General features: G+C 74.6%; 13 protein-coding genes and 1 tRNA gene. 10 read left to right on the top strand and 4 right to left on the bottom strand.

Annotated elements, in window-relative coordinates:
* Window positions 1-43: 43 nt before the first annotated feature.
* From ABZ490_RS31300 to ABZ490_RS31320, 5 genes are read left to right on the top strand one after another with little or no spacing between them, the layout of a single operon-like run.
* Complete coding sequence (locus ABZ490_RS31300) at window positions 44-3,856, top strand: tubulin-like doman-containing protein (protein WP_358997356.1); 3,813 nt, start codon at window positions 44-46, stop codon at window positions 3,854-3,856.
* Window positions 3,853-6,531, top strand: a complete 2,679-nt coding sequence (locus ABZ490_RS31305) for a hypothetical protein (RefSeq protein ID WP_358997359.1) — start codon at window positions 3,853-3,855, stop codon at window positions 6,529-6,531. The genes ABZ490_RS31300 and ABZ490_RS31305 overlap by 4 nt, the downstream gene beginning before the upstream one ends.
* Window positions 6,525-7,706, top strand: coding sequence for a hypothetical protein (locus ABZ490_RS31310; RefSeq protein ID WP_358997362.1), 1,182 nt, complete (start codon window positions 6,525-6,527; stop codon window positions 7,704-7,706). The genes ABZ490_RS31305 and ABZ490_RS31310 overlap by 7 nt, the downstream gene beginning before the upstream one ends.
* Window positions 7,703-8,797, top strand: coding sequence for a hypothetical protein (locus tag ABZ490_RS31315; protein WP_358997365.1), 1,095 nt, complete (start codon window positions 7,703-7,705; stop codon window positions 8,795-8,797). Before ABZ490_RS31310 ends, ABZ490_RS31315 begins: the two co-directional genes overlap by 4 nt.
* On the top strand, window positions 8,794-11,604 hold the full coding sequence (locus ABZ490_RS31320) for a hypothetical protein (RefSeq protein WP_358997368.1): 2,811 nt from the start codon (window positions 8,794-8,796) through the stop codon (window positions 11,602-11,604). Before ABZ490_RS31315 ends, ABZ490_RS31320 begins: the two co-directional genes overlap by 4 nt.
* Window positions 11,605-11,666: 62 nt before the next feature.
* Here the strand turns inward: ABZ490_RS31320 and ABZ490_RS31325 are convergent.
* Window positions 11,667-11,754, bottom strand: a tRNA-Leu gene (locus tag ABZ490_RS31325).
* A gap of 202 nt (window positions 11,755-11,956) precedes the next feature.
* Here ABZ490_RS31325 and ABZ490_RS31330 point away from each other — a divergent pair.
* From ABZ490_RS31330 to ABZ490_RS31340, 3 genes are all read left to right on the top strand, one after another.
* Window positions 11,957-13,276, top strand: a complete 1,320-nt coding sequence (locus ABZ490_RS31330; RefSeq protein WP_358997371.1) for a M20/M25/M40 family metallo-hydrolase — start codon at window positions 11,957-11,959, stop codon at window positions 13,274-13,276.
* 143 nt (window positions 13,277-13,419) lie between these two features.
* Window positions 13,420-13,653 (top strand): chaplin ChpH, encoded by a 234-nt coding sequence (gene chpH, locus ABZ490_RS31335; RefSeq protein WP_358997373.1) that lies wholly within the window; start codon window positions 13,420-13,422, stop codon window positions 13,651-13,653.
* A gap of 189 nt (window positions 13,654-13,842) precedes the next feature.
* Complete coding sequence (locus ABZ490_RS31340) at window positions 13,843-14,781, top strand: chaplin (RefSeq protein ID WP_358997376.1); 939 nt, start codon at window positions 13,843-13,845, stop codon at window positions 14,779-14,781.
* 67 nt (window positions 14,782-14,848) lie between these two features.
* Here ABZ490_RS31340 and ABZ490_RS31345 read toward each other — a convergent pair whose 3' ends face one another.
* The gene (locus tag ABZ490_RS31345; protein ID WP_007380901.1) at window positions 14,849-15,037 is read right to left on the bottom strand and encodes a DUF5703 family protein; all 189 of its coding nucleotides are present in this window, start codon (window positions 15,035-15,037) and stop codon (window positions 14,849-14,851) included.
* Window positions 15,038-15,084: 47 nt separating this feature from the next.
* On the opposite strand from ABZ490_RS31345, the gene ABZ490_RS31350 reads away from it, so the two are divergent.
* Window positions 15,085-15,801 carry a hypothetical protein gene (locus tag ABZ490_RS31350; RefSeq protein WP_358997380.1) on the top strand — a complete coding sequence of 239 codons (717 nt, stop codon included), beginning with the start codon at window positions 15,085-15,087 and terminating at the stop codon, window positions 15,799-15,801.
* Between the two features lie 112 nt (window positions 15,802-15,913).
* Here ABZ490_RS31350 and ABZ490_RS31355 read toward each other — a convergent pair whose 3' ends face one another.
* Complete coding sequence (locus ABZ490_RS31355; protein ID WP_358997383.1) at window positions 15,914-18,148, bottom strand: helix-hairpin-helix domain-containing protein; 2,235 nt, start codon at window positions 18,146-18,148, stop codon at window positions 15,914-15,916.
* Window positions 18,145-19,131 (bottom strand): aldo/keto reductase, encoded by a 987-nt coding sequence (locus tag ABZ490_RS31360; RefSeq protein WP_358997385.1) that lies wholly within the window; start codon window positions 19,129-19,131, stop codon window positions 18,145-18,147. Before ABZ490_RS31360 ends, ABZ490_RS31355 begins: the two co-directional genes overlap by 4 nt.
* Before the next feature lie 291 nt (window positions 19,132-19,422).
* On the opposite strand from ABZ490_RS31360, the gene ABZ490_RS31365 reads away from it, so the two are divergent.
* Complete coding sequence (locus ABZ490_RS31365; RefSeq protein ID WP_358997388.1) at window positions 19,423-20,478, top strand: LLM class F420-dependent oxidoreductase; 1,056 nt, start codon at window positions 19,423-19,425, stop codon at window positions 20,476-20,478.
* Window positions 20,479-20,483 lie beyond the last annotated feature (5 nt).

Raw genomic sequence — 20,483 nt, forward strand, 5'->3', positions numbered from 1 at the left:
ACGCTGCCGGGCAGGCGACCGCCCGGGCAGAGGGGATCGCACGATGAAGATATTCCAGCCGATGCTGTTCGTCGGCCTGGGCGGCACGGGAGGCCTGGTAGGGGCCGAACTCGAGCGCCGCCTGCGCGCCGAACTCTGCGGGCCCGACGGCACCGCCCTCACCGGCGACGGCCGCCGGCTCCCGCACCAGCTGCCCGACTGCGTCCAGTTCGTGTACGCCGACTACAGCGAGGCGGAACTCGCCAAACTGCCGCACATCAGCGCCGACCCGGCGCTGCGGCCGGCGTACTCCCGCACCGCGCGCGCCACCCACGACCTGCTGCCCGCCGAGTTCGACAGCTCCCCCGAGGTCACCCAGATGCTCCGGGCCGAGCTGCGCACGGAGGTCACCGGCTGGCTGCCGCCCGTGGACGACGAACCGAAGGTCACCCCGCTGCGCAGCGGCGCCGGACAACTGCCCACCGTCGGCCGGGCCGCGCTGTTCGCCACCCTGCGCGAGGGCCCCGCCCCCGTACTGGAACCCCTGCGCCGCGCCATCGACGCGATCGGCCTGTCCGGCGGCGAACTCAGCGAACTGGGCGGCGGACCGCTCAGCGGCTGCGACGTGTTCGTCGCCTTCTCCGTGGCGGGCGGCACCGGCGCCGGGATCTTCCTGGACTACCTCTACCTGATCGGGCACGTCTTCCGGGAGAAGGGCCTGCCCGCCCGGATCTACCCCCTGGTGGTCATGCCCAAGGCCTTCCCGCCGGGCAAGGGCGGCGGACGCCGGGCCGAACTCAACGCCGCCCGCGCCGTGGTGGACCTGTCCCGGCTGGTGGACGAGCAGAACGTCCCCGACGCCAAGGCAAACCTGGGCGACACCGGCCGCCCCGACCCGACGGCCATGCGCTACCCCCAGATGCACCCGGTCCGGCTGCGCACCGGCACGGTCCCGACGGCGTTCCTCTTCAGCCCCACCGCCGGCATCCGCCCCGACGACCTGCGCCGGTCCATGGTCTCCCTGGTGCTGTCCCTGATCGGCACCGACCTCGGCGACACCGGCAAGGGCACCGACCACGACGACCAGACGTTCGCCTCGAACTTCATCAACGGGGAGGTGGACCGCCGCACCCGCTCCGCCACCGGCATCGGCCACCGAGGCATCTCCACCAGCCTCGTCGCCGCCATGACCTCGCCGCTCGACGAACTCGCCGAACTGGTCGCGGCCCGGATGCTCGCCCTGGCGGTCCGCCGGCTCACCGACCCCCAGGTCCACGCCTCGCTGGACATCCGCCCCCTGGTGCAGGAGATGTTCACCGCCGCCGGGATCGCCCCGCTCTGGCGCCGGGAGGCACTGCCCGCACCCGAACCCGACCCCGTGCCCAAGGGCACCTCGGAGATCCAGCAGGCGCTGCGCGACCGGCTGGAGGAGATGCAGCGGCTGCTGGACGAACTGGAGAGCCGCCTCCAGCGGCAGATGCCCGCGCTGGCGGACGCGTTCGTGCCCCGGGTGGCCGCGGAGCAGATGCTGCGCAAGGTCGACCTGCTGCGCCTGGAAGCCGTCGTCAAGGGCGTGCCCGGCCGGTCCGGTGCCGTCGGCCTCGGCTTCCTCGGCATGCTGGAGAACCGCCGCCAGGAACCGGCCCGCCCGGACGGCGTCGAGATCCAGCCGCCCTCCGTGCCCCGCATCCACCGCCGGGCCGGCGGCCTGTCCCGGGCCCGCTGGGGCGACGAGGAGGTCCTCGCCGCCCTCGCCGAGCAGGACCTCTGGTACGAGTGGCGGGCCAAGGACATCTGGAACCGCGCCTGGGACCAGCAGGAGCCGCGCTGGCGCCGGGCGGCGGAGGAGCTCCGGCACGAGATCGGCCAGCTCGTCGAGGCCTTCGACAAGCATCTCGAGGAGGAACCGCGCGCCTGGGCCGCCGGACTGAAGGAGCTGTACGACGACCGGGCCGGCGTCTCCTACCTGCTCCCGCCGCAGAGCAGCCTGCGCGACTTCTACGAGGACCTGATCGACCGTCTCGTGGAGAGCGCCCAGCTCGGACGCTCCGGCGACGAGGCGGACCTGCTGACCCACCTGGTCTCCGCCGACCACTGGGAGGCCGCCTTCACCACCGGGCGCCGCAACCCGGCCGCGGCCGTCGCCGAGGTCAAGACCGTCCTGCAGAAGCGGGTCGAGCAGCTCTTCGCCGAGCCCGGCACCCAGCAGCGGGCCCAGCCGCTGCTGCCCGCCATGGGAACCCTGCTCTCCGCGGCCGTCGGCGACGGCCAGGCCGTCCGGCAGGTCAGCAAGCCCGCGCTGGAGCAGTTCACCTACAAGCTCGCCGGACTGCTCCCGGCCGGGTTCACCCCCGAGGGCAACGGCCCCCTGAAGGTCCTCATCACCTATCCCAGCACCCATGGCCGCCGCACCGTGGTGGAGGACTACCTGGAGAAGCGGCTGCACCTGCCCAAGGGCCGGCGCAGCATCGTCTTCCGCCCCGTCGACACCGCCTCGATCACCGTCGTGCTGTTCCGCAGCGAGATGAGCCTGACCGAGGTGCCCGGCGCCCGGGAGGTCATGCGCCAGTGGGCCCGTGCGCAGGAGAGCCGCCGGGACGACGACGCCCTGCGCTGGCGGCAGCGGCTCGGCTACCAGGACCCCTGGCTGGCCAGCACCCCCGACGACCGCAGACACATCCTCCAGCGGCTGCTCTGCGTCATCTGGAACGGCCGGGTCGACGTCCAGGGCGACCCGGCGTCCCCGCGGCGCGTGACGCTGCGCCTGCACGACGAGATGGGCCCCGAGGTCCCCGGGCTGACGCTCCGGCTGGACGACTACCGCGACGGGGTGTCGAGCTGGGCGAGCCTGCTGCGCGCCTACGAGCGCTGGGCGCTGCTGGAGGAGGACGCGGTCGTCGGATCGTACTGCCGGGTCCTCATGGACACCCTGCCGGCCGGCCTCGGCACCTCCGGCAGCCGCCCCTCGCCGCTCTACCTCAAACTGGTCCACGAGGTGGCGTCGCACCAGCTGTCGCTGCTGGCCGAGCGGGAGCGGATGTACGGCGGCCGGATCGCCGAATGGGTGCGTCCCCTGCGGGAGTTCTGGTCCGTGGCCCTGCCCGGCGCCCTCGACCTCGCCTTCCCCAACGAGCAGGGCGCGGTGCAGTCGACGCTGCGTGGGCTGGAGGAGTGGACGCGCATCGGCCCGATGCCCGCCCCCGAGCCACCGCCCCCGCTCCGCCGCGAGGACCCGCCCGCGACCCGCCCACCCAACGGCGCCCCACGCCCCGACGGCGCGCCCCGGCCCGGCGGCGGCCCGGCCCCGTCCCCGTGGCACCGCCCGGCGGTCGCCGACACGGCCGCCAACGGCACCGCCCACTGGCCCGGAGCCGCGTCCGGCAGATTTGGCACACCGGCCGACGGCCTCTCCGGCCACTCCGCCACCGCCCCGTCGGGCACCCCGGCCGACGGCCCGTCCGGCTGGCCCGGTCCCGCCCCGTCGGGTCCGGCGGGCGATGGACCGGCGGGCCGGCCCGCCAACGGCACCGGACCGTCGGGTACGGCGGCCAACGGCTCGGCGGGCTGGCCGGGCACCGGCCCGGGTTCGTCGGGTACGGCGGCCAACGGCTCGGCAGGCTGGCCGGGCACCGGTGCCGGACACCCCGCGCCCGGCGCCCCGGCCGACGGGGGAGCGGCCCAGGTGCCCACCGCCGGCCGTACCGTCCCCGTCACCGAGCAGCCCACCGGCTACCCGCCCTACCCGGACCGCGCGCCCGCGGACACCCCCTGGCCCGGCGGCGACCCCTCGGTGCCCTGGGGGATCGCCGACGGCGACGGCCAGGACGAATGGGACGACGCGGGCGAGCACGACCCCTGGAAGGGAGACCCGCGGTGAACGACGCGAGGCCCGAGGACGGCGTGGCCGTCCTCGATCTGCGGCCGCCGCCGGGCCGCCCCGCCGACCCCGCCGCGACCGGCCGGGCCCTGCGCGAACAGCTCGGCCGTACCCGCCTCGGCGGGTACGGCCCCCGCCGTCTCCTCCTCCTGGACACGGCCGAGGGCCTGACCGCCCACCCGGAGCTGTACGAACGCGTCATGGCGTATCCGGCCCAGACCGCGCCGCGCGTGCTGTGCGTGGTCGTCGGGGACCCCGCCCCCGCCCAGGTCCCCGGCCGCCGGCTGCGGCTGCCGACCGTGCTGCGCACCGCGGGCGCCGGGGTGCTCTGGGTCTCCGACCCGCAGTGCGGCGCGGAGGAGGGGCACGACCACCCGCCCGGGGACGAGGCCGCCGTGGCGCTGCTCGTCGAACTGCTCGGCCCGCCGGAGCTGTTCGACGAGGTGCTGGACGCCGTCCTGGGCTGTCCGTCCGCGACCGCCGCACTGTCCGCCAGGGTCCTCGCCTACGACCTTCCGGCCGACGCCCGCGACCGGGCCTGGCACGCGGCACTCGCCCGGTTCGCCGGGGACCCCGCCGCCCGGCCCCCGGCCGACGGGGCCGACCTGGAGCCCGCCGAGCTGCCCAGGACCCTGGCCGAACTGCTGTCCGCCGCCCCGGGCCGGTCCGCCGACCGGCTGCTGCGCCCCGGTGGGCCCGCCGCGGCCGACCGCGACGCCTGTGCCGGGGCCCTGTCGGCCGCCGACGCGGCATGGTCGGACCTGGCCCGGCCGCTCGCGCTGCTGACCGGCGGCGCCGCCGCGCAGGCCCTGCCCCGTGCGGTGGAGGACGCCTCGCACGCCCTGCGCCGCTACCGCGAGGTCGTCACCCGGGTCCTCCGCGAGGGCGGGGCGCCCGGGGTGCCGGCCGCCGAGTCCGCCGCCGTCCTCGACCGGCTGGGGGTCACCCCGCCGGCCGCCGCGCGGTCCACGGCACCGACCGCCCAGAGCACCGAGGAGGAACTCGGCGCCTTCACCCTCGGCCTGCTCTCCCGGGGCCTGGCCCTGCACACGGTCGCGGGCCGGCTCACCTCACTGTCCGAACGGGTCGCCCCGGTACCGGCCGCGGGCCTCGCCGCCCGGCTGGACCGCCGCTCACCCGACGAGTCCGGCGGGGTCGGCGTCTCCCATCCGTTCCACGCCTCCTCCGCCGGCCCCGGAAGGCTCACCGGCATCGCGGCGCTGGTCGCCCTGGCCGGGGTGGCACGCTGGCCGGGCACCCTGCTGGCCCTGCTGCCGGTCCTGGTCCTGCTCGTCGGCGGCGCCCTGGCCGCCGCCCGCCGGCCGAAAGCGGCCGTACGCGGTCCGATCAGGCAGTACGCGGTCCCCCGCGCGGTGGCCGCCGCGGTGGGTGCCGCCGGCGGGTTCCTGCTGGGCCGGGCGCTGGACCCGCCCCTGTGGGCCGGCGCCCTCGGGGCGGCGGTGGCCGCGCTGGTCTGCGCGGTCCTCTGCTGCGCCGACTGGGTGCGGGCCGTGGACGACTGGTGCGAGGGCACCGGTCTCGCCGTCCTGCGCGAAGAGCTGGACCGGGTGGACTCGGTGCTGGCCGAGGCGATGCGGCAGCAGTGGTGGGCCGCCGACGAACGCACCCGGTGCGCCGACTCCGCCCGCGCCCTCGCCGTGGTGCTGCGCCGCAGCGCGGCCGAGGCCCACGACGGCCGTACCGCGAGCGGCGCCCCGGCCCCCGGCCCCGCCGGACCGCCGGACGCCCCCGAGCGCGGCGTACGGCAGGAGGACGCCTGGACCGGCGAGGCATGGCCGGACGGCGACTGGTCCGGGGATCCGTGGCACGAGGGCGCCGCGGGGAGCGCCGGCCCCTGGTCGGAGGAGCGTCCGCACGAGGAGCCGGCGCCCCCGCACGGGACCTGGGAGACCGCCCCCGGTGACGACCGGCCCGCGGGACCCGGGACCCCGCCCTGGCTGGTGCATACCAGCGCCGACGGCGGCCCCGAACTGCTGCCCACGCTGGTCGCCGACCTCGCGGACGCCACCGTCGACGCCCTCCGCCGGTTCTGGGGCGTCGCGGCCCCGGCCCCGTCCGCGCACCGGCACGCCGACACCCTCGCGAACGCCGTACGTGACGGCTTCGGCACCGCCCGCCGCCATCTGGAGCTCTGCGGGGTGATGGCCGCGCCCCCCTTCACCCGGCCCGGCCGGGGACGCGGCGACGCCATGGCCCTGCTGGGCAGCGGCGTCATGCCCGTGCGGGACGCGCTGGCGCCCGAGGCCGCCGACCGGCTGCGGTCGTTGTGCTCGCCCGCCCAGCTGCCGCTGCTCAGCCGCGACCCGATGGCCATGCGCGTCATCCGCTTCGCGCCGCGCGCGGTGCGCACCACGCTGGGGACGGTCCCCGCGGCCGAGTCCGACGACGCCGTGTGGATGTCGTCCGGCCGTCTCGTCGGCGCGCTCAGAGTGACCGCCCTGCGCCCGGGAGCGGTCGAGACGGTACGCGTCCGGGTCCGTCCCCCGGACGACGACGGGCCTGGTGACCGGCCCGGTGACCGGCTCGGTGACCGGCTCGGTGACGGGCCCGGTGACCGGCTCGGCGGCCGGGCGGAGCACAACGTGGGGGACGACGCGGCGGACAGGGCCGACAGCGGCCTGTCGCACGGTGACAGTGGGGGAGCCTCATGGTGAACGACCGACACCCGGGACCGCAGGGGAGCAGCCCCGGCGCACCGGCCGAAGCCGACCGGACACCGGCCGCCGGTGAGTTCGGCGAACTGACCATGGTCTCGGCGCAGGGCGCCCCGATGCGGGTCAAGGCCCGCTTCGGCGCCGACCTGCCGCGCATGGTCCGCCCGCCCGCCGTGGGCCGGCGGGTGCAGCTCACGGACGACCGGTCCGGCCTCCAGGTCCGGCTGCCCGAGTCCGAACTGGGCAACGACGCGGCACAGACCGGCATGGAGGCCGAGATCGCCGCCGCGCTCACCCTGCACCGCGCCTACTCCGGAACGCGCTACAGCGGCCTGTTCCCGGTCCCGGTCGGCCACGACATCAACGCCGCGGAGCCCTTCATCGTCTACGCCGCCCCCCGGGGCTCCTCCGTGGCCGCCCTCGCCCAGGGCGTGTCCACCAGCCAGCAGCGCGTCATCGAACGCGATCTCGTGCTCGCCGTACGGCTCATGGAGGCCGTGGGCCTGGTCCACCAGGGGATCGTGCCGGCCGCCGTCCGCTGGGACGAGCACGGCATCCAGCTCTGGGACCTCGGTTCCGTCACCCGGCTCGGCCTCCCCCGCAGACCGTTCGGCATCCCGCCCTACGCCTCCCCCGAACAACGGGCCGGCGAGGGCCTGACGGACGCCCGCGACGCGCTGTGGAGCGTGGGGCAGGTGATGCACCAGCTGGTCACCGGGCGCCCCGGGCACCCCGACGGGCCGTCCTCGGACCTCCCGGCGCACCCCTCCCTCGCCCAGACGCTCGCACCGGTCTTCGCCCCCCGGGCCGCCGACCGGCCGCTGCCCGGCCAGCTGCTGCACCTCCTCATGCCCGGCGCCGGATCCGACTTCCCCGCCGCCGGAAAGCCGGATCCCCTCGACCCCTACCGGCGTGACTTCGACACCGCGATGCGCCGCAAACGCGCCTCCCTGCGCCGCACCCCGCCGCCTCCCGTCGCCTCTCCTCCGCCGGAGCCGCCGTGGCACCCGCCGGCACCGGAACCGGCCGCCGACGGCCCGCTCGGCCCCGTCGCTCCGGCCGGCGTGTCCGGTGTGTCCGGTGCGTCCGGTGAGGACAGCACCTGGTTCTACGGCGGCAGCACGACCGCACAGGATCCCGAAACCGCAGGCACCGAAAGGGGTGGCTACCGGTGAGCCCCTTCCTGTCCGACTCCTCGGCACGCGACATGCTCTGCCCCTACTGCCTGGAAGTCGTCTCCTACGACGAACGCCACCTGTACGTGCGCGACGACCGGCAGCAGTACCAGAGCCTGGACCTGAGCGGCCAGACCAGCCCGCTGCGCCGGGCCGACACCCTGCGCTCGGCCTACCAGCGCTGCCGCAACACCGACGGGGTGACACCCCACTACATCCCCGTCCCCTACCTCACCAACGGCAGCCCGCTCACGGTGGCCATGGTCGGCGACTCCGCGACCGGCAAGACCCATCTGCTCACCCAGATGATCGGCGAGATCACCGACGGCGGCCTGGAGCAGTACGGCATCACCTGGCAGTCCGTGAACCCGCAGGACCACCGGGAGTTCATGGAGGAGCAGGTCGACGTCCTGCGCTCCGGCATCATGCTGGAGCACACCCCGCAGCTGGAGACCTCCGCGACCTTCGAGGAGGCACTGCTGCTCACCGGGGCGGACGGCAGGACCCGCCCGCTCGCCTTCTTCGACCTCAGCGGCGAGGACCTGCGGCGCACCGACGCCCTGCTGCGCTTCATGCTCGGCGTGGACGCGCTGATCTTCGTCGTCGACCCGCTGCGCGCCCTGCCCCACGCCCAGCTCGATCCCCTGCGCGGGGCGTTCCGCTACACGCGCGGCGGCGACCCGGCCTTCCAGACCGTCCTCGACCGGCTGCCGCGCACCGGCACCTATCTCGGGGTGGCCGCCGCCGTGGTGATCAACAAGTGCGATCTGCTGCGCTTCGAACCCCCCGTGGACCGCTGGCTGTCCCAGCCCGCGATGCCGCAGGTCTCCGCCGCCCGGCTGCGCGCCGAGAGCTGCGACGCGTACGCCTTCCTCCGGCACCACGCCGGACCGGCCTGGGTCCGGCCGTTCGACAGCGTGCTGCGCTGCACCCTGCACTTCGCCTCCGCGACCGGCAGCCAGTACCGCGACGACCGTTTCGTGCACGGCGTCCGGCCCCGCCGGGTCCTCGAACCGCTGGTCTCGGTGCTGTCCATGTGCGGAATGCTCGGCGACACGGGTGCCGACGGCCCCGCCGAGGTGGGGATGTGAGCGACGGGAACGGCGTGGTCGACCAGATGGTGTTCCGCTGGGCGGGTAGCCGGGGCGCCGCCCGGGGCGCGGGCATCACCGCGGTGGCGTACTCGTGCGACGAGCGGGTCGCCCGCGACCTCGCGGAGCAGCGGGGCTCCGTGATGCGGGTGAAGGGGGGCGGAGAACGGGTCAGCCTGGTCCGGCTGATCCACGGCGGCCAGGCGGTCCTGCTGCGCAGGATGCCGGAGAAGGACGGCAACAACCGCGACAGCACCGTCTGCCATGCCCTCATGGCCTCGGCGGGGGCGCTGACCTCCCGCCGCTGCCTGGCCCTGGGCGCCGGTCCGTGGAAGGAGGACAAGTGGTTCGACTCGGCGCGGGGCGGGATCCCGGGGTTCGCGCTCAAGGACCTCCAGAAGCTGGCGGATCAACGCCAGGGCCCGCTGCGGGACGGGGTGGTCCTGGTCCGGGAGCCGTTGGCGCGCCTGGTCGCCGAGCTGCTGCGGGAGCCGGGCGGCCGGGTGTCGGCCCTGATCGGTGAACTGGAGGCGGCGGCACAGACCGCCGCCGGCCGTCGGCTTCCCGCCTCTCGCGCCGACCGTGCCGACAGTGACGGCGGAGGGCTCGAGGACGTGGCGCTGTCGGCCCTGTGGGCCCTGTGCGACATCTTCGGCGGCTGGCTCGGCCATGACGGCTGGACCTACGCCACCTACGACACCTCGGATCATCATCCTCACCGGGTGGTGTTCGTGCCGGACTGGCGCCGCTCCCATGTCCAGGACGCGGATCTGCGCCGGATCAGGCTGACCGACGTCCAGCAGGACGGCGCGACGGTCCTCGCCGGGAAGCTGGTCACCCACTACTGCGACTGGCTCGCCACGGGTTCCCTGGACAACTATCCCCGCCCTCTCGACCGCGCGCGGGACGCGGCGGCCCTGCCGGAGGAGGAGCGCTACGACCGCATCGACGCGGCGCTGACCGGCCGCCCCCGTCGCCCGCACCGCGAGCAGCGGAGCCGCCGGGACTCCGGCCGGTGGAGCTCCGACCGCTGGGACTTCGACCGGCAGGACACCGAAGCGGAAGACGAGATCTACGCGCAACGGGAGGCATGGCAGGCGCCCCCCGGAGGCCCGGGAAGCCCGCCCCTGCCCTTGCCGACCGGCTGGCAGACCGACCGGCGAGAAGGCGACGGAGAAGGAATTGGAGAGCGCCGAGGCACGTACGAAGCCGACGGTCCCCACTCATACGCGCCGGGCCGCACCGCCCACCCCGACACGTCCGCGCCCCGGGCACCCGTCCCCGGGACGGCGACTCCTCCTGACGGCCAGGGACAGTCCCCTGCCACGGCACGGCCACACGCATCGGACTCGACGTCGCAGACCTTTGGTCCGGCCCCGGGCATCGCCGACGCACCCTCGCGGACTCCGGACTCCGCTCCGACCGGGCGGGCTCTCGGCGACTCGGCGGCGGCCGGTCCAGCGGCACGGCCCTCGGACGCCCCGACGCAGGCGCCCGGCTACGCGCCGCAGCTCTCCGGCCGGGCGCCGGGGATCCCCCGCACACCGCCGCAGGCTCACGACCCGGGTCCGGAGCAGCAGGCCCCCGGTTCGGTGGTCCAGGGGTCTGCTGCCGGGGAGGCTCAGGTTGCTGGTTCTGCGGCGGGGGCTTCTGGATGGTCGGCACGGGCCTCGGGTTCGGCGGAGCCGAGGGATCCGGGCCCTGCGGCGCGGTCCTCGGGCGCGTCCGCACAGGTGTCCGGTTCCGCGCCACCCCAGACTCAGGGGCCGTATCCGGAGGGCGCTGGTCCTGCCGGGGTGCCCGGTTCCGGGGCACGTGGTCCGGAAGCGGCGCCGCAGGGGTGGGGAGCCGGGGCAGGGCAGGTGACCGGTTCCGCGGCGGGTGTGCCGGACGGGTCGGCGCAGGCCTCGGCCGGGTGGACTCATGCCGGGGCTGTCCGGGACACCGGTTCCGTGGCGCGGGCTTCCGGGGCGGTGTCGCAGCGCGGCGGTGTCGCCCCGGAAGCCATGTCGGCCGGGTCGGCCATGTCGGCCGGGGCCGGGCCCGCGCGCCCGGCCGCGTCCCTCGACGGTGGGGCCCCTTCCTACCCGCCCGCGCCCGGCATCCCTCCCGCCCACGGCACCCGGAGTGCGCCGCGGTCGCCGGAGGAGCGGGCGCGCGCCGGCCGGGAGGCCCTCGACACACCCTTCCTCAGCAGCCTCCCGCACCCCAGGATCAAGTGGCGCCGCAAGAGCGACAGCATGGCGAAAGAGGCGCGCGTGGAGCTGGTCAGGCAGCTGTGCGAGCCGTTCGGACCCCGTGCCGACGACATGCGCGTCAAGTACCGGCGCAGGATCCTGCAAGAGGCCTCGGTGCCCGACCTCCTCCTCATGCTCACCGGGAGGCTGAACTGCCAGGCCCAGAACATCGTGCTCCGCTGTCTCGGTGAGCGCGACTACTCCGAGAGCGAGATCGGCGAGCTCTCCAAGGGGCTCCTGCGAGCCCGGCTGCTGCTGCGATGCCGGCCCTCGGACGACGACCCCGGGTTCGACGACGAGCTGCAGGGCCGGGCCGTCGAGGTGGCCGTCTGGCTGTTCCGGTGGCTGGTGGCCCCCAGGGCCGAGCAGCAGCTGCGCGAGGTGACCGAATTCCTCCGTGACCTGGTGGCGTCGACCGACTACCTCGACCGCAAGTTCCTGGAGGACGTCCTCATCCCGGAGTGGCCCGTCGGCGTCCCCGAGCTGCCGGGCGCCGCGCTGCGGGAAGTGGTGCGCGGCCTGTACCACCATCACGACCTGTGGACTCCCGGCCGTGAACGCCGTAGGTGAGGGGGCCGTACACCAGTGAGGGGCGGCCCCGGCCGTAAGCCGGAACCGCCCCTCACAGGAAGTGGTGTCCGAGGGGGGACTTGAACCCCCACGCCCGATAAAGGGCACTAGCACCTCAAGCTAGCGCGTCTGCCATTCCGCCACCCGGACAAGGTGTCTGTCGCGGCGGGGTTTCCCTCGCGGCGACGTCGTAAACACTACCAGGCTTTCGAGGGTGCCCGATCACGGCTGGTCGGACGGGCGGCACCGCCCCACATGAACGGAGTGTGACGGGCCGGGACCTGTCTTGGGCGGGGACGGCACCGGGAGGGAGGATGTGGGGGAACCGGCCAGGACAGCGGGAGGAAGCAGCGTGAGCGACACGGCCAGGAACGTCACCGGCGAGGACGAGGTCGTGGACCTCTGCCGCGACCTCATCCGGATCGACACCAGCAACTACGGCGACCACTCGGGCCCGGGTGAGCGCAAGGCGGCCGAATGGGTCGCCGAGAAGCTCGCCGAGGTCGGGCTCGAGCCGCAGATCCTCGAATCGCACCCGGGGCGCGCCTCCACCGTGGCCCGTATCGAGGGCGAGGACCCGTCCCGGCCCGCGCTGCTCATCCACGGCCATCTCGACGTGGTCCCGGCCAACGCGGTCGACTGGACCCACCACCCCTTCTCCGGGGAGGTCACGGACGGTTGTGTGTGGGGCCGCGGCGCGGTCGACATGAAGGACATGGACGCGATGACCCTGGCGGTCGTACGCGACCGGATGCGCTCCGGGCGCAAGCCGCCCCGGGACATCGTCCTCGCGTTCCTCGCCGACGAGGAGGCCGGCGGTCTGTACGGCGCCCGCCACCTCGTCGACCACCACCGCGGGCTCTTCGACGGCGTCACCGAGGCGATCAGCGAGGTCGGCGGCTTCTCGTTCACGGTGAGCGAGGAGCGGCGGCTCTATCTGATCCAGACGGCCGAGAAGGGCATGCACTGGATGAAGCTGACCGTCGCCGGCACCGCCGGACACGGCTCGATGATCCACAAGGACAACGCGATCACCGAGCTGTCCGAGGCGGTCGCCCGGCTCGGCCGGCACACCTTCCCGGTCCGGGTCACCAAGACCACCCGCGCCTTCCTCGACGAGCTCGGCGACGCCCTCGGCACCGAGCTGGACCCCGAGGACATGCAGTCCACCCTCGCCCGGCTCGGCGGCATCGCCAAGCTGATCGGCGCGACCCTCAGCAACACCGCCAACCCGACCCAGCTCGGCGCCGGCTACAAGGTCAACGTGATCCCGGGCGAGGCGACCGCGCACGTCGACGGCCGCTTCCTGCCGGGGTACGAGGAGGAGTTCCTCGCCGACCTCGACCACCTCCTCGGCCCGAACGTACGGCGCGAGGACGTGCACTCCGACAAGGCGCTGGAGACCTCCTTCGACGGGGCGCTCGTCGAGGCCATGCAGGCGGCGCTGCTCGCCGAGGACCCGGCCGCGAAGGCGGTCCCCTACATGCTCTCCGGCGGCACCGACGCCAAGTCCTTCGACGACCTCGGCATCCGCGGCTTCGGCTTCGCCCCGCTGAAGCTGCCCCCGGAGCTGGACTTCGCGGGCATGTTCCACGGCGTCGACGAGCGGGTGCCGGTGGACGGTCTGAAGTTCGGGGTGCGGGTGCTCGACCAGTTCATCGACGCGTCCTGAATCACGCACCGGAAATCGTGCGCCCGTGCGGGAGTGACTGAGAAGAGTGAATGCGCCGATAAGCGCGTAGCCTCATTAATTCCCCCTCGTTACTGGTGATGCGGTCCGCTGCTGAGGATCGCTTTTGCCAACAAGGAGGAATAATGATCAAGAAGGTCGTCGCTGCTGCGGCTGCCACTGGTGGGCTGGTTCTCGCGGGCGCGGGCCTGGCCGTCGCCGATGCCGGTGCCCAGGGTGCCGCGGTGCACTCCCCGGGTGTCGTTTCCGGCAACGTGATCCAGGTTCCGGTGCACGTCCCGCTGAACGTCTGCGGCAACACGATCTCGGTGATCGGGCTGCTGAACCCCGCCTTCGGCAACGTCTGCATCAACAAGTGACGTCGACCCGCTGAGGGGTCGTCCACACCGTCGGCCCCGGAGCGCACCCTGCGCTCCGGGGCCTACCGGTCTTTTCCGAAGGAATGGCCGAAGAATTCGAACGGGCCGAATGTCCCCGTGAACTTTCCCGGGAACTGGAATGATGCGGGAATTCGGGTCGAGGACGAGATCGAAAGCAGGGAAACAGCAATGCGACAGGTCACCCGCAAAAGCCTCATGACCGTGGCGGCGGCCACGGGGGTGATCGCCGCCGCCGGCGGCTACGCGCACGCCGACTCCGGGGCGAACGGCTTCGCCGCCGACTCGCCCGGCGTCGCGTCCGGCAACACGGTGCAGGCGCCGGTGAACGTCCCGGTCAACGTGTGCGGCAACACCATCGACGTCGTCGGGCTCCTCAACCCGGCGTTCGGCAACTCGTGCACCACCCAGGGCGGCCGCCACCGCGCACCGGGCGGCTACGGCGACAGCGACCAGGCGTACGGCGGCGGGAAGCACGGCGGCGCTCAGCACGGCAGTGGTGGTCAGCACGGCAGCGGTCACGGCGGCAACGGAAGCAACGGGGGAGGTCACTGGGGCGGCCACGGCGGCCATGGCGGTCACGACGGCGGCTACGGCGGCGGCTACGGCGCGTACCCGGGCTCCGGGGGCGCACAGGCGGGCGGTCACACCGGTGGCTCGCCCGGCGTCGGCTCCGGCAACCACGTCCAGGCCCCGGTCGACGTGCCGGTGAACGTGTGCGGCAACAGCGTCGACGTCATCGGGATCCTCAACCCGTCCTACGGCAACGGCTGCGACACCGCCGGCGGCCACGGGTACGGCACCCCGCCGGACCGCGGCCACGAGACGCCGGGCCATCCGGGTCATCCCACCCCCGGCAAGCCGGTCGGCCACGGGTCCACCCCCTCCGGGCCCGAGGCCGTGCCGTCCACCCCGGGCCGCGGCACCCCGGCCCACTCGGTGACCGACCACCGGCCCACCGGTACCACCGGCACCACCGGTACCGTCGCCAGTGGCGCCCAGCTCGCCGAGACCGGAAGCGAGCTGCCGCTCGGCCTCGCCCTGCCGGCCGGCGCGGGCGCGCTCCTCGCCGGAGCGCTGCTCTACCGCAAGGCGCGCACCTCCATGTGATCCCACGGGAGGCCGGACGACGGAGCGGGCCCCGCCTCGGCGGGGCCCGCTCCGTGTGTCGCTCACTTCACCATGTGGCACGTACCTGGCGGATGATCCGTCGGCGCAGCCGCACGCGGCGACTGCCGTCACGCATCAGGCTCAGGCGGTCCAACTCCCAGTGTCCGTACTCGGCATGGTCGGTCAGCAGACGAGTCGCGTCCTTGCGGGAGACCCCGCGCGGTACGTACACGTCGACAAATTCGTATTCCGGCATCGCATCTATTGTGCGGGCTGGGGCCTCGTACGGATAGCGTCTGCACTATGTCTGATGCTGCGCAGCCCACCGCTGCCGAGGTACGCGCCGCCGCCGAGGCGGTCAAGACCGCGCTCGACCGCCATCTGGCCGCGGTCGAACGCAGGTCGGGGGAGGACGACCCGGCCGTCTACGAGGCGTTCAACGAGCTGGCCGCGGCCGCCGAGGTCTACGACGAACTGCTCTACGACCGCTACGACGAGGTCACGCCCTTCGAGATCCCCGGCGCGGACGACTCCCTGCCTCCGTACACCGGACCCGAGGAGCCGAACGCGCTCAGCGTGCTGATCCGCCGGGACTACGCCGTCGCGGAGCCGCAGCGGTTGCTCGCCCAGGCCCAGCGGGTCGAGGCGGCGGACGACGAGGGCACGGAGGGCTCGGGCACCGTGCACGGGGCCCTGGGCATCCTGTTCGGCGAGTTCGAACCGGACGAGATCGCCTCCCGGCACAAGGAGTTCGGCCTGGAGGAGGGCGACTCCACGCTGTGGGTGCTCGCCGCCGACGAACCGGCCGAACCGGGCGAGTGGCTGGAGGCCCCGTTCGACCAGGCCGATCCGCAGCGGGTGGTCTGCCGGTTCGACGTGAGCGCGGTGTTCGACGACCTCGACGAGGACGACGACGAGGGCGAGGACGGCGAGGATCTCCCTGCCGATCTGGACGACCTCGACGACCTCGACGACCTCGAGAGCGACGACCTGGAGCCGCAGGACGCCGACCGGCGCTAGGCGGGCGGCGCTGGGCGGACGTCGTCCGCGGGCGGCGCGACGGGACACGGCGGCGGCCGGGACGGGGGAGACCCCGACCCGGCCGCCGCTCGCGTGCTCGCCCCGGTGCGGTTCAGCCGGCCGCCGGCACCTGGGTGCGCAGCAGGACCGGCAGCCGGGTCGTCCGCGGCCTGGCCGGGACCTCGGCGACGGCGCGCGCCAGGGCCTGTTCGACCCCGTGCACCACGGACAGATGCCGCTCCGCCCGCCCGAACGCCGTGTACACCCACGGCCGGGAGAGGGCCTGCGCGGCGTCGCCGGGCAGCACCACGACCGCCGCCGGCCACCGGCCGCCCACCGCCTGGTGCGCGGTCAGCGCCCAGCCGTGCCGCACGGACTGCTCCACCCGCTCCTTCGGTACGACGACGGGCGCGCCCGCACAGGACAGGTGCAGCCCGTCCGCGTCGGCCTTCTCCACCCGCCCCAGCACGGTCCGCCCCGGCGCGGGGGAGTACGCGACCACGTCCCCGGGGTCGAAGCCGCCGAAGCGGCCGGGGCCGGGGTTGAGGCGCTCCTTGAGCGCGGTGTTGAGCGCGCGGGTGCCGGCCGCGCCGCCATGGCCCGGGGTGATCACCACGGTCCGGCCGGGCTCGACGCCGAAGGCCCGCGGCACCGACTCCAGCACGAGCTGAAGGGTGCGGTGCACGGCCTCGGCCGCGTCCCGCACCGGCACGATCACCAGCTCCTTGCCGGGCGCCTCGACCTGGTTGAGCTCGCCGATGCCGATCCCGGAGAGCAGCTCGCCGAGCGGACCGGGGTCGGGGGTGCGCGAGGCGATCTGCGGACACACCCGGGCGGCGAGCAGATCGGCGAAGACCCGGCCCGGACCGGCCGACCACAGCTCCGCCGGATCACCGCTCAGCACCAGCCGGGCGCCGTCCGGCAGCGACTCGACCACCATCGCGGCGCTCTCCACGTCGAGCCGCGGGGCGTCCGTCACGATCAGCAGGTCCAGGGCGAGCGCTCCGTCGGTGTCCCGGCCGGGGCCCTCGGTGCCCGCGAGCAGCCCGTGGACGGTGACGGCGTGGTCCGCCTCGCCGACGCGTGCCGCGACGCGGTCCCGGCCGTCCGGGGTGTGACAGGCCACGACCGCGCGCAGGCCCAGGGCGCGGGCGGCGGTGAGCAGCGCGGCCGGTTCGGCGCGGGCGGCCTCTCCGCCGGTGTGCAGCACCAGGCCGTGCCCGGCGACGGCACGGATCAGCTCGGCGGCGCTGCCGGACGCCGAGGCGGCGGCCGACTCCCATCCCGCCGCCGAGGCGGCCTCCTTGGCCAGGGAGTTCACGATCCGGGCCAGACCGTCGGCGAGGCTCTCCTCCGCGAGCGCGTACCGCTCCAGGCCGACCAGGACTCGGACCGGACGGGCGTCCTCGGCGTCTTCGGCGTCGCTCCCGGTGTCCGCGGTGTCCGCGGTGTTCCCGGGGGTCGCGGTGTGCGCCGCGTTCTCGGCCTCCGCGTCCTGGAAGGCGAGCGCCTCGCCCTCGGCCAGCGCGCTCTGCACGGCCTCGTCGGCGTCCGGCACGGACCGCTGCGCGAGGGCCGCGGTGAGCGCCGGGAGCTCCAGCGCGGTGTGCCCGGCGAGGGCCGCCTGTTCCAGGAGCCAGACCGTCAGCGCGCGGCCCCGCCGCTCGTCGTCGGGGGCGCACTCCGCGCCGAGCAGGGCCCGGGCGAACCCGTCGGCCTGCTCGGGCCGTACGCCGGCGACCCGCAGCAGCTGCCAGGGGTCCTCGCGCAGCAGGTCCTCGGCGCCCTCGCCGAGTGCCCCGGCGACCTGCGGGGCGAGCGTCTCGGGGGCACCGCCGTCGGTCAGCACGCGCCGTACGGCCGCCACGGTCTCCTGGGCGGGGGCCGGGGGAGCGGCCGGGGCCCCGGCCGGCGCAGGCTGCGGGCGCGGTGCGGGTTCCTGGGCGGCGGGGCGGCGCGGGGGCTCCGGTGCGCTGAAGACGGTGGCGGCGGGCTTGGCCCCGCCCTCCACGGCCCGGACCGCCGCGAGCAGGTCGGCGGCCGTGCCGCTGAGCTTGGCCCCGCTGTCGACGGGCCCCGCCCTCTCGGCCTTGCGCCGCTCGATCCGCTCCCGCTCCAGCTTCTGCGCGGCCAGCTCGGCCTGAGCCTCACTGACCTGGGCGGCGGCCGTGTCCTCGGTGCTCCCGCCTTCGGTGCTCCCGCCTTCGGTGCTCCCGCCCTCGGCGGCCGGTGCCGCGGCGGTCTCCTCGGTCTCGCTCCCGGTCGTGGCCGGGGCGCTGTCGTCACCGTCCGGTGTTCCCGGCCCGGTGTTCTCGGTGTCGTCCGAGGAATCCGGTTCCGTGCTCACAGCGTGCTCCAGTCGTGATCGGGATAGCGGTGCACGGGCGCCGACACATCGTCGAGCGCCCGGCAGATCTCGTCAGGAAGAGTAAGGGCCTCCACTGACAACGCCGCCGTGAGCTGCTGCGCGGTGCGCGCGCCGACCACGGGGGCGGCCACGCCGGGCCGGTCGCGGACCCAGGCCAGGGCGACCTGGAGCGGGGTCACCGCGAGCCCGTCCGCCGCGGTGGTCACGGCGTCGACGATGCGGCTCGCGGTGTCGTCGAGGTACGGCTCGACGAAGGGCGCGAAGTGGTCGGAGGCGGCGCGCGAGTCGGGCGGCAGGGCGTCGCCCCGGTACTTGCCGGTGAGGACGCCCCGGCCGAGCGGCGAGGACGGCAGCAGCCCGATGCCCAGGTCCAGCGCGGCCGGCAGCACCTCGCGCTCCACGCCGCGCTGGAGCAGCGAGTACTCCATCTGCGTACTGGCGAGCCGGGTGCGGACGCCGGGCGCGGCGAGCTGCCAGGTGGCGGCCTTGGCGAGCTGCCAGCCGCAGTAGTTGGACACCCCGGCATAGCGGGCGCGGCCGCTGGCGACGGCGATGTCGAGGGCCTGGAGCGTCTCCTCCAGCGGGGTGTCCGGGTCGAACGCGTGGACGTGCCAGATGTCGACGTGGTCCGTGCCGAGCCGGGCGAGGGAGGAGTCCAGGGCGGCGAGGAGATGGCCCCGTGAGCCGTCGAAGCGGCGGTCGGGGTCGGGCACGCTGCCCGCCTTGGTGGAGATGATCAGGTCGCGGCGGGGCACCAGGCCGTCTATGAGCCGTCCCAGCAGGTATTCGGCCTCTCCGTCGCCGTAGACGTCCGCCGTGTCGACGAGGGTGCCGCCCGCCTCCCAGAACGTCTTCATGAGGTCCGCGGCGTCGTGCTCGTCGGTGTCACGCCCCCAGGTCAGGGTGCCGAGCCCGATGCGGGACACACGCAGGCCGGTGCGGCCGAGATGCCTCTGCTCCATGAACGCCGAGATTACTGGCCAGAACTGGGCCGTGGGTTGCCTGTGGACAACGGAATCTCCGCGCGTCACCCATGGACCCCGCCACCCCGCCGTCCCGCTGCCCCGCAGGCCACACGCCCGACCGCGCTCCCGGCGCCCGCCGTCCCGCCAACTCCCGTTCACCGCACGCCCGCCCCGCCCCTCCGCCCCGCGCGACCACGCGACGCTCGCCACACCGGCCTCCCCGCCACCGGTCCCCCGCGCTAAGGTCGGCACGACAGCGTCGTTACTGATCAGTAAGGGGAATCGGCCATGCAGCTCGGGATCAACCTCGGCTACTGGGGTGCCGGAATGGACGGGGACAACCTGGCCGTCGCCCAGGAGGCCGACCGCCTCGGGTACGCCGTCTGCTGGGCCGCCGAGGCCTACGGCTCGGACGCCGCCACCGTGCTGAGCTGGGTCGCGGCCAAGACGGAGCGGATCGACGTCGGTTCGGCCATCTTCCAGATCCCGGCGCGCCAGCCCGCGATGACCGCGATGACCGCCGCCACCCTCGACTCCCTCTCCGGCGGCCGGTTCCGCCTCGGACTCGGCGTCTCCGGGCCGCAGGTCTCCGAGGGCTGGTACGGCGTCAAGTTCGACAAGCCGCTCTCCCGCACCCGCGAGTACGTCGAGATCGTACGGAAGGCGATGACGCGCGAGCGGCTGTCGTACGAGGGCGAGCACTGGACGCTGCCGCTGCCCGGCGGCCCCGGCAAGCCGATCAAGCTGACCGTGCACCCCGAGCGCGAGCACATCCCGCTGTACATCGCCGCGATCGGCCCGAAGAACCTGGAGCAGACCGGCGAGATCGCCGACGGCGCGCTGCTGATCTTCCCCTCCGCCGAGCACATCGAGGACACCGCGCTCCGGCACCTCCGGGCCGGGCGCGAGAAGGCCGGCAAGACGCTGGAGGGCTTCGACGTCTGCCCGACGCTGCCGCTCGCCGTCGGTGACGACAAGGACGTCGAGAAGCTCGCCGACACCTTCCGCCCGTACACCGCCCTGTACGTTGGCGGCATGGGCAGCCGCAAGCAGAACTTCTACAACCAGCTCGCCCGGCGCATGGGCTACGAGGAGGCGGCCGCCGAGGTCCAGGACAAGTACCTGGCCGGCGACAAGCAGGGCGCCGCCGCCGCGATCCCGCACGACCTGATCGACCGGACCACGCTGCTCGGTTCGGTGGAGCGGATCGCCGACCGGATGAAGGCCTACGCGGCGGCCGGCGTCACCACCCTCACCCTCGCCCCCGCGGGCTTCACCCTCGACGAGCGCCTCGCCTCGCTGCGCGCGGGCTCGCAGGCGCTGGAGCTGGCCGGCCTGGCGTAAGGGGA

Origin of the sequence: Streptomyces sp. NPDC005811, from assembly GCF_040630405.1 — a bacterium.
Classification (GTDB): domain Bacteria; phylum Actinomycetota; class Actinomycetes; order Streptomycetales; family Streptomycetaceae; genus Streptomyces.